13 protein-coding genes are annotated in these 14,903 nt (G+C 61.8%); 2 read left to right on the top strand and 11 right to left on the bottom strand.

Annotated features, from left to right (window positions below):
• Nucleotides 1-747: 747 nt before the first annotated feature.
• From fdhD to RUH75_RS08165, 8 genes are all read right to left on the bottom strand, one after another.
• The gene (gene fdhD, locus RUH75_RS08130) at nucleotides 748-1,551 is read right to left on the bottom strand and encodes a formate dehydrogenase accessory sulfurtransferase FdhD (protein WP_313804205.1); all 804 of its coding nucleotides are present in this window, start codon (nucleotides 1,549-1,551) and stop codon (nucleotides 748-750) included.
• Complete coding sequence (locus tag RUH75_RS08135) at nucleotides 1,548-1,784, bottom strand: formate dehydrogenase subunit delta (protein WP_313804208.1); 237 nt, start codon at nucleotides 1,782-1,784, stop codon at nucleotides 1,548-1,550. Before RUH75_RS08135 ends, fdhD begins: the two co-directional genes overlap by 4 nt.
• Before the next feature lie 10 nt (nucleotides 1,785-1,794).
• Complete coding sequence (gene fdhF, locus RUH75_RS08140; RefSeq protein ID WP_313804211.1) at nucleotides 1,795-4,641, bottom strand: formate dehydrogenase subunit alpha; 2,847 nt, start codon at nucleotides 4,639-4,641, stop codon at nucleotides 1,795-1,797.
• The gene (locus RUH75_RS08145) at nucleotides 4,638-6,215 is read right to left on the bottom strand and encodes an NADH-ubiquinone oxidoreductase-F iron-sulfur binding region domain-containing protein (RefSeq protein WP_313804213.1); all 1,578 of its coding nucleotides are present in this window, start codon (nucleotides 6,213-6,215) and stop codon (nucleotides 4,638-4,640) included. Before RUH75_RS08145 ends, fdhF begins: the two co-directional genes overlap by 4 nt.
• Nucleotides 6,212-6,700 carry a formate dehydrogenase subunit gamma gene (locus RUH75_RS08150; protein WP_409592336.1) on the bottom strand — a complete coding sequence of 163 codons (489 nt, stop codon included), beginning with the start codon at nucleotides 6,698-6,700 and terminating at the stop codon, nucleotides 6,212-6,214. Before RUH75_RS08150 ends, RUH75_RS08145 begins: the two co-directional genes overlap by 4 nt.
• A gap of 221 nt (nucleotides 6,701-6,921) precedes the next feature.
• A complete protein-coding gene (locus tag RUH75_RS08155) occupies nucleotides 6,922-7,197 on the bottom strand; it encodes a hypothetical protein (RefSeq protein WP_313804217.1) in 276 nt (91 codons plus the stop codon).
• A gap of 93 nt (nucleotides 7,198-7,290) precedes the next feature.
• Nucleotides 7,291-7,857 (bottom strand): response regulator, encoded by a 567-nt coding sequence (locus tag RUH75_RS08160; RefSeq protein ID WP_313804219.1) that lies wholly within the window; start codon nucleotides 7,855-7,857, stop codon nucleotides 7,291-7,293.
• A gap of 87 nt (nucleotides 7,858-7,944) precedes the next feature.
• Nucleotides 7,945-8,484, bottom strand: a complete 540-nt coding sequence (locus RUH75_RS08165; RefSeq protein WP_313804222.1) for a PilZ domain-containing protein — start codon at nucleotides 8,482-8,484, stop codon at nucleotides 7,945-7,947.
• A gap of 280 nt (nucleotides 8,485-8,764) precedes the next feature.
• Here RUH75_RS08165 and RUH75_RS08170 point away from each other — a divergent pair, with 280 nt between their 5' ends.
• Entirely contained in the window at nucleotides 8,765-9,181 is a 417-nt protein-coding gene (locus RUH75_RS08170) for a BLUF domain-containing protein (protein ID WP_313804224.1), read from the top strand.
• A gap of 532 nt (nucleotides 9,182-9,713) precedes the next feature.
• Nucleotides 9,714-10,943: a family 16 glycosylhydrolase gene (locus RUH75_RS08175; RefSeq protein WP_409592339.1), complete on the top strand. Its 1,230-nt coding sequence runs from the start codon at nucleotides 9,714-9,716 to the stop codon at nucleotides 10,941-10,943.
• A 17-nt stretch (nucleotides 10,944-10,960) separates the two neighbouring features.
• Here RUH75_RS08175 and RUH75_RS08180 read toward each other — a convergent pair whose 3' ends face one another.
• The 3 genes from RUH75_RS08180 to RUH75_RS08190 are packed head-to-tail and all read right to left on the bottom strand — an operon-like array spanning nucleotide 10,961 to nucleotide 14,866.
• Nucleotides 10,961-12,550, bottom strand: coding sequence for a HAMP domain-containing sensor histidine kinase (locus RUH75_RS08180; protein WP_313804230.1), 1,590 nt, complete (start codon nucleotides 12,548-12,550; stop codon nucleotides 10,961-10,963).
• 13 nt (nucleotides 12,551-12,563) lie between these two features.
• Nucleotides 12,564-13,274, bottom strand: coding sequence for a response regulator transcription factor (locus RUH75_RS08185; protein ID WP_313804233.1), 711 nt, complete (start codon nucleotides 13,272-13,274; stop codon nucleotides 12,564-12,566).
• A gap of 11 nt (nucleotides 13,275-13,285) precedes the next feature.
• Nucleotides 13,286-14,866 (bottom strand): DUF4173 domain-containing protein, encoded by a 1,581-nt coding sequence (locus RUH75_RS08190; RefSeq protein ID WP_313804236.1) that lies wholly within the window; start codon nucleotides 14,864-14,866, stop codon nucleotides 13,286-13,288.
• Between the last annotated feature and the right edge of the window lie 37 nt (nucleotides 14,867-14,903).

The raw sequence follows: 14,903 nt of genomic DNA on the forward strand, positions 1-14,903 counted from the left end.
CTCGGCGGTATCGAACATTGCCCTGTTATCGGCTTCGCTGGCGATGTCGGCTTTCACCGCGATCGCCTGGCCGCCCCGGATCGCGATCAGTTCGACAGTGCGTTCGGCCGCTGTCGGATCAATGTCGGCAACGATGACATGGGCCCCTTCCATGGCCAGACGCTAGCTCGCCGCCCGGCCGATTCCCGATCCGCCGCCCGTCACCAGAACGGCCTTTCCGTCAAATGGAACGCGACTCATTGCGCAGCCGCCTTCCACGCCGCATGCAGCGATGACGCTTTCATCGCCCTCTCCTCTTCCTTGATTTCGATACCGCGATCATCAAGGGGGAGGCGGATAATGCATCATCCATTTGGATTACGGACCGGACAAATCCAGTCGATCCGATCTCCATCGGGCAGGGTCACGCATCAAGCCAGAAAGGGATCATGGAATGATCCCAAATCTCAGTTCGCGTCCCGCCCGCTCGCGGGCCGGGAAGAGAGGGCGTCAGCCTTCCCCAAGACGCGGTCGCCGTCATGCGGCGAAACAGATGCAGGGCGAAATAACCTCGAGAGGAGAGTGAAATGACGGACAGCCGATCCGCTACAGCACGGGGATCGATGGCACGGGCGCGGCCGGCTACGCCGCCGATGTGCGCATAAACGGAGAGCGGATCACCGAAATCGGCGCGCCACTGCCGTTGTCGCTATAGCCGAAGCGTGTCCAGCCCTTCGCCCATCGATCTCTCCCTATTTTCGACCTGGGCTAATCGCCCGAAAGGACATCATCCCCGGACAGCAGGATCGCGTCGGCGCGTGCCAATGCCACCAAGGGAAGCCCCGCACCGGACGCCCTTTCGACCGCCAGCCGTGTCGGCGCGGAAATCGTCACCAGCAGGGGACAGTCCGCCAATACGGCCTTTTCCACCAATTCATAAGAGCAACGCGAAGACAAGAGCGCAAAACCCCCATCCCATTCCAGCCCCTGTCGCCGCATCGCGCCGATCAGCTTGTCGAAGGCATTATGCCGCCCGACATCCTCCCGCGCCAGGCGGATCGTCCCGTCCGCTCCCGCCAACGCCGCCACATGCGCCGCGCCGGTGCGTGCATTGAGCGGCTGATGGCGCCCCAACCCGCCCAGTGCGCGAAAGATCGCCCCCTTATCGGCGCGCGACAGGTTCGTGACAACCGGAAGGGGGCGGATAGCCTGTTCCAGATTCTCCACGCCGCAAATCCCGCAGGAGGATTCCGAAGCCCGATGCCGCACCCGGCTCAACAAGGCCTCCGTCCGTTCCGCCGGCAGGGTCGCCCTGGCAATGACCCCCTGCTCCGTCGCATGCACGTCGACGTCAAAGGGCGCATCCTCCGGTCCGATCAGGCGCTCCGCCAGCGCGAAGCCCAGCACGAGTTCCGCCACGTCCGCTGGCGTCGCCATCAATACTGCATAACCGATGCCGTTATACTCGATCGCGATCGGCACTTCTTCGGCCAGCTCGCGCGTCACCGCCGTCACGCGCCCTTCCGGCGTCAGCTGCGTGAAGACATGTTCGCCTTCCGGTACATCGCTCAAGGGGTGACAATCCGCTTGATGGCGGCAGCGGCGATGGGAGAGAGTGCCTCTGGCCGTGCCGCCGCCAGCGCGCCGATGCGTTTCTTCATCGCCGGGTCCCAGAAATCGCGGATATGCTCCGCCGTCAGCGCCACGGCCTCATCCTCGCCCAGCGCCGCGACATTGCGGGCGATCTGGTTCGCCATGTAGATCAGGCGGTCCTGGGTCGACATGACCTCATTTTCATCACTCATGTACCCGATCCTATTCGGCAGCTTCCAAAGGCGCAATCCGCCTGCTGTGCTGCGCTTGCGTCGCATAGTCCCGCTGCCAGTCGCTCGGTCCGTTGGAGGGCATGACCTGCACCGCCGTCACCTTATATTCGGGGCAGTTGGTGGCCCAGTCCGAATAGTCCGTGGTGATGACATTGGCCTGCGTATCGGGGTGGTGGAAGGTGGTGTAGACCACGCCGGGCGCGACCCGCTCCGTGATCAGCGCGCGCAGGCTTGTTTCACCGGCCCGGCTCTTGAGCGACACCCAGTCGCCGTCATTGATCCCCCGGTTTTCCGCGTCGGCCGGATGGATTTCCAGCCGATCCTCGGCATGCCAGGCCTCATTCGCTGTCCGCCGCGTCTGCGCGCCGACATTATATTGGCTGAGGATGCGCCCGGTCGTCAGTAACAGCGGGAAGCGCGGCCCCGTCTTCTCGTCGGTCGGCACATAGTCGGTGACGACGAACTTGCCCTTGCCCCGCACGAAGCCGCCGATGTGCATGGTGGGCGTCCCGTCCGGCGCGGCGTCATTGGCGGGCCATTGCAACGATCCTTCCGCCTCCAGCCGGTCATAATGCACGCCCGCGAAGGTCGGGGTCAGCGCGGCGATCTCATCCATGATCTCGGATGGATGACCATAGGACCAACCCAGCCCCATGGCCTGCGCGACCAGCTGGACAATCTCCCAATCGGCATAGCCGTTGAGCGGCGCCATCACCTTGCGCACACGCTGGATGCGCCGCTCGGCATTGGTGAAGGTCCCGTCCTTCTCCAGGAAGGTCGATCCCGGCAGGAAGACATGGGCGTAATTGGCGGTTTCGTTGAGGAACAGGTCCTGCACGACGACGCATTCCATCGCGGCAAGGCCCGCCGCGACATGATGGGTATTTGGATCGGACTGGAGGATATCCTCACCCTGGATGAAGATGCCCTTGAACGTACCGTCCGTCGCGGCGTCGAGCATGTTGGGGATGCGCAGGCCCGGCTCCGCATCCAGCGTCACGCCCCATGCCTGTTCGAACTGACTGCGCACCGCATCGTCCGACACATGGCGATAGCCCGAAAATTCATGGGGGAAGCTGCCCATGTCACAGGCGCCCTGCACATTATTCTGCCCGCGCAACGGGTTCACGCCGACGCCCTCGCGTCCGATATTGCCGGTCGCCATGGCGAGATTGGCGATCGCCATGACGGTCGAGCTGCCCTGGCTATGCTCGGTCACGCCCAGGCCATAATAAATCGCGCCGTTACCACCGGTCGCATAGAGCCGCGCCGCCGCACGCACTTCCTCCGCCTTCACGCCGGTCAGCGGCTCGACGGCTTCGGGCGAACGCTGTGGTTCGGAAACGAACGCTGCCCAGTCCTCAAATTCTTGCCCATCACAGCGGTCGCGAATGAAGGCCTCATCATAGAGCTTCTCCATCACGATCACATGCGCCAGCGCCGTCAGCATAGCCACATTGGTGCCGGGCCGCAGCGGCAGATGATGCGTTGCCTCGACATGAGGCGACTTCACCAGATCGATCCGGCGCGGATCGATCACGATCAGCTTCGCGCCCTGCCGCAACCGCTTCTTCATCCGGCTGGCAAAGACCGGATGTCCGTCGGTCGGATTGGCGCCGATCACCAGGATCACATCGGCCTGCATCACGCTGTCGAAATCCTGTGTCCCCGCGGAGGTGCCGAAGGTCGTCTTCAACCCATAACCGGTTGGTGAATGGCAAACCCGCGCGCAGGTATCGACATTATTATTGCCGAAGCCCTGCCGGATCAGTTTCTGGACGAGGAACGTCTCCTCATTGGTGCAACGGCTGGATGTGATCCCGCCAATGCTCCGCGTCCCATATTTCGCCTGAATCCGCCGGAACTCGCTGGCGGTGTGGGTAATCGCCTCCTCCCACGACACTTCGCGCCACGGATCTTCCACCGAAGCACGGATCATCGGGTTCAATATGCGGTCGCGATGCTGGGCATAGCCCCAGGCGAAGCGGCCCTTGACGCAGCTATGCCCGCGATTGGCCTTGCCGTCCTTCCACGGCACCATGCGCACCAGTTCCTCGCCCCGCATTTCCGCGCGGAAAGTACAGCCAACCCCGCAATAGGCGCAGGTGGTGATGATCGACCGGTCCGGGGTGCCGATCTCCACCACCTTCTTCTCGGTCAGCGTCGCGGTCGGACAGGCCTGCACGCAGGCACCGCAGGACACGCATTCGGACGACAGGAAATCCTGACCCTGCGATGGCGAAACCCTGGAGTCGAACCCCCGCCCCTCGATGGTCAGCGCGAACGTCCCCTGCACCTCATCGCAAGCGCGCACACAACGCGAACAGACGATGCACTTGCTGGGATCGAAGTCGAAATAGGGGTTCGACTGGTCCTTCGCCTGCCCCATATTGGTCGCGCCGTCATAGCCATAGCGCACCTCGCGCAAGCCCACAGCGCCCGCCTGCTCCTGCAATTCGCAATCGCCATTGGCCGGGCAGGTCAGGCAGTCCAGTGGATGGTCGGAGATATACAGCTCCATCACCCCGCGCCGCAGCTGTTTCAATCGCTCGCTCTGCGTCCGCACCACCATGCCCTCGGCAATCGGCGTGGTGCAGGAGGCGGGATAGCCGCCCCGCCCCTCCACCTCGACCAGACAGAGACGGCAGGAACCGAAACTCTCGACATTATCGGTCGCGCACAGCTTCGGGATCGAACAGCCGGTCAGCGACGCCGCCCGCATGATCGACGTGCCCTCCGGCATCGTCACCGTCTCGCCATCGATGCTGAGGGTCACGCTCTTGCCGGTGACGATAGCCGGCGGCGTCCCATGATCGCTTTCGCGCGTGTAAGTCATTCCGCAGCTTCCTTCACCGACGCGGCTGCGCCGAAATCCTCGGGAAAATGATCGAGCGCGCTCAACACCGGATAAGGCGTGAAGCCGCCCAGCGCGCAGAGCGATCCATATTTCATCGTGTCGCACAGATCGCGCAGCAGCTCCGTCTGAGCCTTCAGCCCGTTGTCTATCCGCTCGGGTGACCGCGAATACAGCGCTTTGCCCAGATGACCGCCGACAGCCGCTTCCACCGCCACCGGATCGGCATCCCGAGCCGCGATGATCCGATCCATCACCTCGACGCCCCGTGTCGACCCGATCCGGCAAGGCGTGCATTTCCCGCAGCTCTCTACGGAACAGAACTCCATTGCGAAGCGCGCCATATGCGCCATGTCGACGCTATCGTCGAACACGGTGATCCCGGCATGGCCGATCAACCCGCCCGCCTGCGCGAAGGCCTCATAGTCAAAGGGCAGGTCGAACATGGAGGGCGGGAAATAGGCCCCCAAAGGCCCACCAACCTGCACCGCCCGCACCGGTCGTCCGCTGGCCGTGCCACCGCCAATGTCATTCACCAGCTCGCCCAGCGTAATGCCGAAACCGATCTCATACAGCCCGCCATGCTTCACATTGCCCGCCAGCTGTACCGGCATGGTCCCGCGCGACCGCCCGAAACCGACCGCGGCATAAGCCTCCGCCCCTTCCGCCAATATGAAGGGAACGGCCGCCAGACTCAGCACATTGTTGATCACGGTCGGCTGTCCGAACAAGCCGTAGAGCGCCGGCAAAGGCGGTTTCGCCCGCACCTGCCCCCGCTTCCCTTCGATGCTGTCGAGCAGCGCCGTTTCCTCGCCGCAGACATAGGCGCCCGCGCCGACCCGCACCTCCAGCGTGAAGGGAGCGATCCGCTCGACCGAAAGCGCGATCGCCTCCTGCATGGCTGCGATGGCGAAGGGATATTCGCTGCGAATATAGACATAGCCATGGCTCGCCCCCACGGCATGACCGGCGATCGCCATCCCCTCGATCAAACAGAAGGGATCGCCCTCCATCAGCATCCGGTCGGCGAAGGTTCCGCTGTCGCCCTCATCTGCATTGCAGACGATGAACTTCGCTTCGGATGAGGCATCCAGCACCGTCTGCCACTTGATCCCGGTTGGAAAGCCCGCCCCGCCACGTCCGCGCAGGCCTGAAACCTTGACCGCATCCACCACCGCCTGCGGCGCCATGGCCCGCGCCGCATCCAGCCCGCGCCAGCCGCCATGCGTGGCATAATCCTCCAGACTGAGCGGATCGATCTCCCCGCAGCGCGCAAAGGTGAAGCGCTGCTGCCCCGCAAAGAAGGGTAGCGCCGTCACATCCCCCAGCCGCGCCGCATGGCTCCCATCCAACACCGCCGCGACATCGCCCGGCCCTATCGGCCCGAAACCGATCCGCGCGCCGTCACGCTCCACCTCGACCAGAGGCTCGATCGAAAACAGCCCCCGGCTCCCGGTCCGCACCACTTCGCACCCCGTCAGCTCGAAAGCCCGCGCCACCTCATCGGCGCCCAGAGCAACTGAAGCCATGTCGCGGCTGACATGAACCCGGGTCATGCCGAAACCTCCTGCGCGATCCGCTCCAGCGCGGCGGCATCGATCCGCGCCACGGGCCGCCCATCGACCAGCGCATTCGGTCCCACGGCACACAGTCCCAGGCAGTAAACCGGCTCCAGCGTTATCTGCCCGTCGCGTCGGGTTTCCCCCATGGCAACGCCCAGCCGTGCCGCCGCGGCCGTTTCGATCGCAGCGCCGCCGCGTGCCTGACAGCTTTCCGCCCGGCACAGCTTCACCACATGCCGTCCTGCCTGCACCCGTCGGAAATCATGGTAGAAGGTCACGACCCCATGCACGTCGGCACGGCTCAAATTCAACGCCTTGGCGATTTCCGGAATCGCAGCGTCATCGACAGAGCCTATCTCCTCCTGGAGCATGTGCAAAAGGGGCAGCAGCCGATCCCGTGACCGGCCATGCGCGCTCGTCCAATCCTCGATCAACCGTGCCGTATCGCTGACGGCGTCACCCTTTTGCATCTGCTTCATTCTTCCGAGGCTCTGTTCCGCGTCATGCTGCGCTTCGCAAAGGCCTTCGTCAAATCGAAGCCCCGCATGTTTAATAGAAACTCTCTATCAAGATTGTGCGCAGCCTCCGGGCTGGCCAGGACGCGAGCCTGCCGATCAAGCTTTGGGGTCGACGATTATGAATGCAAATCGATCTCGTAATTCACTCGGCCCACCCCGCCAGGGAAATTGAAGTGATAAGATCAGCAAAAATATTCTATATTTGATTTTTCTTCAATATTTTGCTCATTATCTGAAATTTTCTTATATTTATTGATAATTATCTCACATTGTTTTCTTGAAATGTAATATTCATTATATTCATCAAAAAATATAGGGTTCGATTTTGATTTATTAGGCGTTAACCATGGCCTGAAGGAAGGCAAGGCATCATTGCGAGATGAATCCCTCAGATCTGTCCATTTTTTCCTGACAATCCCATGCTCCAATGAAGAGCCGGGAGTATCAAATTTTGTCATTATCAATCCGATACAAATGGAATGACGGCAGACTGAAATTCAGATCATCCTGTTATTTACCTAAACCCAAGGTCGGACATGACCTCGATTACTTCAGAGAAATTCTTTACTCCGAACTTCTTCTTGATGTGAGCACGGTGCATCTCGACAGTTCGTATGAAGGGCGTCCGCCACATCACGATTGGTGGATCGGGCAGAAAGCGCCCGCAAGATGTCCAATTCCCTTTTCGTGAGGCTGTCCAGATGAATTTTGGCTCTCTCCCTTTGCCGCTGGATTTCCACGCTTCGCTCCATCAGCGGCCGGGCGTTGGCCAGCATGTCGAAAAGCTGCCCATCGGAAAAGGGCTTCTCCAGAAAATCCAACGCGCCTCGTTTGATGACATGCACCGCCGTTGAAATGTCGCCTGATGCCGTCATCACGATCAGGGGCACGTCCAATCGCCGGGCGAGGAGTTCTTCCTGAACGGCCATGCCGCCAATACCCGCAAGACGCAGTTCCAGCAGGGCAATACCTGGCGTCAGAAAATCGAGCGCTTCGATGAAATCGCTTCCGGAAGCAAAGGGGGTTGGCTCAAATCCATGTTCGCGCAGAAGCCGCACCAGATATTGGCGCGTTTTGCGGTCATCGTCGACGATATAAACCGGACATCCAGAATTCATGACCAACTGCCCAAGCCGCCACCTTTCTTCGCCCAACGCCCCGGGCGCTCAATGGTTTCGCACCCGATCTTTTTCTTCCCGCCAATGTCATACCATCGTGATGCGGCGAGGCTCGAAAAAGACCCCTATCATTCCGCCGCTTGACCATTGTACCCGACCCATCCGTACATCTACACCGCGGGTCTTCACAAGCAGGCGGGTGCCTTCGCTCATGCCGCCCGCCACCTCGATCATCATCCCTTCGAGCGACATGTTGCGGATCGTGCCGATGATCACGGGTGTCGATGTGACCAACGTCGCGGAGAAGTTCACGTCCAATCGCTGGCTGCGCGGTTCATATCCACGGGACCTGATGGTCGCGTCGGGCTCTGCGCCGGGGACCCAGGGCAATGATTCCTCCAGAAGAAGGCCGCATCTGGAACCATTGACCCATCGGACCTCGGCCGTGCGGAAGCTGGTTTCATCGAAACTCACATGAACCTGCTGATGCAACCCCAGCGACAGGGCGCAGCGACCGCTCAGTCCAGTGTGCGAAACATTCTCGACGGACAGGGTCGCCTCTTCAACGGCTGCATAGAGAAGCGCGGACTTGAATACGGTTTGCCGCGGATGACGGCGCTTGTTCACGATCCCGCCATCGGTGTCCGGGCGCTCGTTTACTTGGTCGGTCATACAAATTTTCCCGTGGATACATGAATCCCATAAAAGCCGTTTCTTACCCAGAGGTTATCCATGAATATAGTAGCACTACGGTATCCGGATGAATGACGATGTTAACCCTGATTCCGTTAAATTGCTGGTAACCGAACCTCCCCCGAGGTCGGTTGTGATCGTGGCGAGGCGCAGTACAGTCCCCACTCATGCGCCTCGCCTTTACTTTATTCCTGGCAACCGGCATCATGCCCCTATGCTTGCGCGATGGGCTTATATCAGCACGAACCGTCTGAAGGCCGCCGATATAGAGGAGCGTATCCAGCAAATCGTCAATGTGTCGGTTCCCCGCAATCGTGCGCTGAACGTTACGGGCGCCCTGTTGTTTACCGGTCGCCGTTTCGCGCAATATCTGGAAGGCGAACCGTCGGCGATCGATGAACTCAGGGCGAGCATCCTGCGGGACCCGCGGCACGAAGATGTCAGGACGATCGCATCGGGCGCATATTCCCACCGCTTCTTCGTCACCTGGTCACTTGCCTATACCGGACCATCCCAATTCGTCGCGGAAATCGTGGATCGGTCTTTGAACGACACCCTGGAAAAGGGTGACGTAAGCATCCACGCGCTTGTGCAGATATTGTCGGAATTTTCGATCGGCGGTCGCGGCTGATGGCCCGATCCAGACTTTTCCATAAAATTGGCATTTTATCAATGACATGTGGAACAAATCCTCCTTTGGGTAGCTGACATGCAGCGGAGCGGCAACGGCTGCTCCGCCTGACAGGCCGGCGACCCTGATCTGTTGTCGGTAAAGGAGGTCACACACGGCGGCAGAGCAGCCGCTCAATAACAGGGGTCGGACCATGCATATTTTTCGTCTGCGCTCGCTTGCGAGCGCCCTGTTGCTTTGCGCGCTCATATTCGGCCTGAGTGAGTGGGGCTTTTCCTCCACGGCTGAGATCGAGCGCAACATCGTCCCGTCGACGACAGCGGCAAAGGGCGGGGGGGAAAGTCCCACCATCGCGACGACCGGCTTTTTCAACAGCGTGGCGAACCCATCTTCCGGCAGCTCATACGCCAGGCCACTGCCAGACCTGTGGACCACTCCTGGCAGCAGCAATCCCGCCACCTTCCTCCCCGCCAATGGAGGCGCCGGCAGTTCAGCCAATCGTTCATCGACGGAAGCAGGCACGCTGACGCAGATGGCGACTACAGCCTCCGCGCTTGCCTATGCCGCCTCACCGCCGACCACATTTGCGAGTTTCGACTTCGCGGGCGGCACGCGATATCCCGAACAGGCCACCGCATCGATTGGACCAGCCTTTTATCGTCCCGGTTCGACGATCGCCTATGTTCCGATATCGCTCGACCGGCCCACGCCCAACACCCTGATCGCGCGGGTCACGACAGAAGATGGTCCCGGTCTTGTCAGAGGGGTTGCGGGCATAAACTATCAGAGCATCTACAAGTCGGTTGTCTTCCGTCCGGGCGATCCGCTCACGAAAACGGTTTCCGTACCGATCATTCTGGGCATTCCGCAGGCCGACTTCATCGTTCGTTTTGTCGAGGCGCCATGGGGCGGCAAAATGGGAACGGATCGCGCGATGGTGCAGTGCGACTTTCTTCAGCCCCCCACGACGGAACAGATCGAAGGGCGCGAGCCACGGACGTTCGAACCTTCCGGCAGGCTCCAGTGGAATATGAGCCGGGACACGATGAAATGGTCCGATGCAGGCCATGACAAAGCCTGGTCCACCAAACTCCCCAATGGCCGCTCACAACCGGGCAATCAGGAAACCGGCATTTATCTCGACGGCTGGGTTTATCGCGACCAGGGCATAGAAGCGCCGCTGCGCTACACTGACGAAGGACTCGTCATGCACACGCAGAAGCTGAAGGAGCCCATCTATTGGGACGGCGTCGGCTATGATTACGGATCGGTCGTGCTGAGCGGACATAACACCAGGCCTTTGCAAATCGGCTATGGTCAATATGAGTTCACTGCCAGAATGCCGAACCGCCGGGGCTCCTGGCCGGCTTTCTGGCTGATCTCGACGTCCGGCTGGCCACCCGAGATCGACATTTATGAGGGGTTCGGTTTCGAAAGCTGGTGGGATTTCGACCGCTATACCGCCAATACGCTGCACGGCGGCGCCAATATCACCCGCACCTTTCAGCAAGGCATCTTCATGAATACCGACGAAATCTATGGCATTGGCGGCTTCACCTCAGGATTTCACCGCTTTGCGATCGACATACAGCCAGACTATATCACCTGGTTCATCGATGGGAAGGAAACCTATCAGGCCGTCAATCCCTTCGCCGGCTTCCGCTGGTATCCGATCATGGACGTGGCGGTTAAAACCACCGGCGAATATGCCGATGGCTCGGGTGACATGATCGTGAAGGACATCAAGGTTTACTCCAACTGAGAACTGAGATCGGCATTTCAAAATGCCGTGCCCAGAATAAGGCGGAATCGAGCGCCCCGCTCCGACGGAAGCAGCTGAAGCTCGCCGCGGTAAGCAGCGAGCAGCGAACGGGCTATGGCCAGGCCAAGGCCGGTGCCACCCTGTTCCCGCCTGCTGGTGAAGAAGAGATCGAAGATGCGGTCCCTGTCCCCCTGCGGAATGCCCGGCCCATTATCGAGAAGATCGACCCATAGGACGCCATCGTGCGTCGTGACGACGATGTCGAGCCGTGACGCCCGCGCCTGCCGCGCATTTTCGGCGATCGTGGTCAGCACGGCCTCCAGCGCTCCGGCATCCATTGCCAGCGGGGGGAGTGCTTCAGGCACATGCAGGTCGACGACGAAGCCCTCACCCGACAAAGCGTCCGCCAGCGATGCCAACACCGGCCCGGCTTCGGCGCGCGCGTCGCTTCCACCCACCATCACGTCAGCCCGGGCCAGTTCCATCAGCCGTCGCACCAGCCGGGACAGTCGCTCGGCATCCGCCGCCATATTGTCCAGGAACCGCGCCCGGTCGGCGGGCGCCATGTCGGCGCCATGGTCCTGCAACAGCTCGATCGCGCCGGAAATCCCGGCCAGCGGCGTCTTGAACTCATGGCTGACCGAGGAGGCGAAATCGCGCAGATAGCGGGAACGCTTCTGGATGCTGTCGGCCATCTGTTCGAAATCCTGGTAGAGCGCCCGGATCTCCACCACCTGGAGGGAGGGAAAGCGCGGCGCGATCAGGCGCCCCGACGCCAGTTCCCGCGTCGCGCGGCTCAGCCCCTCGATCGGCCGGACGATGGCGCGGGACAGCACGGCCGACAGGAGCACCAGTAACAGGAAGATCGCCACCACGCCCAGCGCGATCTTGCCCCTGTCCTCATAAAGGCCCAGGAATAGCGCGCGGGGCGAGCGCGACACCAGCAGCACGCCGACCACTTTCCCGTCGACGCGGATCGGCCGTGCATGATGCAGCCGGATACTCGCCGCCCGGCTCAGCCATTCGAACGAATAGTGGACAACATAGCCCTGATTTTCCCGCAGAACGGTCACCGCCCGGCCACGCAGCGCCGCCTTGATCTCCGGCAAGGCGGCCAGGCTTCGCCCCGCTTCCCGGCCATTCAGCGTGATGCCATGCCGGTCGAGCATCAGGATGGAGGACAAGGTGGTCAGCCTGGTTTCGGCAAAGGCAGGCATCATTTGCCGGGCGATGGCGATCGCGGCGTCATCGGGCCGGTCGCGCGTCAACGCGGCGGGCGGACGTGGCGGCAGGATCGGGGAGGAGCGCAGGTCCACCTCCGTCATCCGGTCATGATAGCGAACCGCGCCAGTCGGCCCGACCAGCGCCACGAAAGGCCCCTTCCAGATCACCGCCGTGCTTGCGGCCAGCGCCGCCCCCTGCGCGACCAGTTCCGCCTCGGTCCGCCGCACCAGCGCATTTTCATAGACGCGCAGGAAGATCGCGCCGAACCCCGGCAGCGCCGCCACGAACAGCAGCGTCCCGAACAGGATCGTACGCAGCCGCAGGACCGGCCAATACCGGGCTATCCGCGCCTTCAGAACCGGGATCATGCGGGTAAAATTCACGGGAGCAAAATTTTCATGGGGTCTGGGCCATGCCGCTGCACGCGCCTAGCCGATAACCGATCCCGGCCCGCGTTTCGATGATGTCGATGCCGCCCGCCTCGGCGAATTTGCGGCGGAGGTTGCGGATATGGCTGTCCACCGTACGATCGGTCAACGCAAATCCCGGCCCCCGGAAGCGGTCGATGATCTGATCCCGCGAAAAGATGCGGGATGGCATGGCGAGCAGCGTCCGCAATATCGTGAACTCCGTCACCGTCAGGCCGATCTCCTGCGTCCCCCAATGCGCCGACCAGCTTTCGGTGTCGAGGCTGAGCAGGCCATGGCGCATCATGCCGACATTCTCCACTATGGGCGGCCGGGCGGCAGTGCGGCGCAGGATGGCCATCGATCGCGCCACCACCTCGCGCGGGGAAAAGGGCTTCACCACATAATCGTCGCCGCCCAGTTCAATGCCCAGCACCCGATCGATCTCATCATCGCGGGAGGACAGGAAGAAGATCGGCACATCATTATGGGCGCGCAGCCTGCGGCAAACTTCCAGCCCATCCATGCGCGGCATGTTGATGTCCAGGATGACGAGGTCGGGCGCATGACGCTCGACCTGCGCCAATGCCTGTTCGCCGTCGGCCGCCTCGATCGTGTCCAGTCCTGCCTTGCCGAAGGCAAAGACAAGCAACTGGCGGATATGGGGATCATCGTCCACGATCAGGATGGTGCTGGGCATGGGGCATAGGATCATTTTCCGATCTCCCCTGTCAACGCGCGGACAGCCTTGGGATCGACGGATTTTATCGGTGGCGGCGCCGCGGACACTGGCGGCGGCGGTCGCAAGGCGCCATCGCACCCCCTTGCGCCGGACGCCAGCGCCACGGGCTTGCGTCCCGCCAGATCAAGTCGCTTCTGTCCCAACAAGGTCCAGCCATGTTGCTGATCCTGTTGCAGCGCGCGGTGAAGCCGCGACCTGACTGCCCGTACCCGCTCGCGAAATTCCGGGCGAAGGTCAGCGCGCCGTTCCAGATCGATCAGCGGCAGCAGGGCCGAATCCCCCAATGCATTCAGATAGCAAAGGTCGAGCGCCACCCCCTGTCCGCCAACCTCGCGCGCATGGCGCACATTCCACTGCGCGGCGACCGCGCCCAGATCGACGAAACAGGCAATCGTCAGCACCAGCCCCGTCGCCGCCAGATTGACGTTGATCAGCCAGGCCGCGCTTCGCTCGCGCAACAACCGCCAGCAGATCGCCGCCAGCCCGAAAGCCACCAGCAGCATCCAGACCAGAGCCGCGATCCGCAGGCGGGTGAGCGAATAGGCCTGGATATAATCGACCGTCCGCAGCATGGACGAGGCGACAAGGAAGATATTCTGCCCGATCCACAGCATCACCAGTCTGCGGATGGTCCCCGTCCGCGCCGTCAGCGATCCGGGTCGCAAGGTCACCAGTACGAACAGCGCCGCCAGTAATGCCGTGGCGATCAGCGGATAGGCCCCGCGATGGGCATAATCCGCCATCGACATGCCCTTCGGCATCGGCACCAGTCCCCACAGCCAGGCAATGTCCATCAGATTTTGCAGAACGAAGATCAGATTGAAGACCAACAGCGACAGCGTAACCGAAGCGACCGACACGCCGGGAAGGCGAAGCTCGCCTCGCCCGTCGAAAGTCGGCAGCAGGCGACGTGCCGGGCACGGCCGCAGCAGGCTCCACGCCATGAGGAACAGCAGGCTCCAGAGGAACGCGCGTCCGATCAGTTCCGGCGACAATAACGGCGGCAGCAGCGATGAGAGGAAAAGTTCGAACAGCGGATTGGCGGCCGAAAACAAGGCCAGGATCACCGCGCTCCCGATCAGGGGCAGCGCCAGCACCGCCACCGCCGCATTCAGGCTCCAGCGTCCGGACCGCCCGGCCGCGCGAACCTTCAGGAAGCGTCGCAGGTCAATCAAGGGACCAAATGGCGACCATATGCTTTGCCAGGCCAGTCGCTGGAACCATCGCCAGCCATCATCGAAACGCGCGGTCGCGGGCATCAGCGCCGCCATGCTCACGGCTATCCAGAACAGCCCCCAGGCAAGCAGGCTCGCATCATGGATCAGCGCCAGCGCGAACAGCCCCGCCGCCACCAGTGCCGCCCAGGCCCGCCGGTCGTGACGCACCGCCGGGCGCCCGGCGAGCAGCGCGGCCAGCAAACCCAGCGCGAACAACCCTATGAAGCCGCCATAAAGATGCCGTTGATAGAAAAACCAATCGCCCATGCCGACGACGAATGAAGCAGGCGCCAGCTTCCATCGGAACCGGCCCGCCAAGGGGAAGGAATGCATCGGTCTGTCTCCCTGAATGAGGGGGCAGGATGCCTCC

Origin of the sequence: Sphingobium sp. (assembly GCF_032153725.1) — a bacterium.
In the GTDB taxonomy this organism is placed as follows: Bacteria; Pseudomonadota; Alphaproteobacteria; order Sphingomonadales; family Sphingomonadaceae; genus Sphingobium.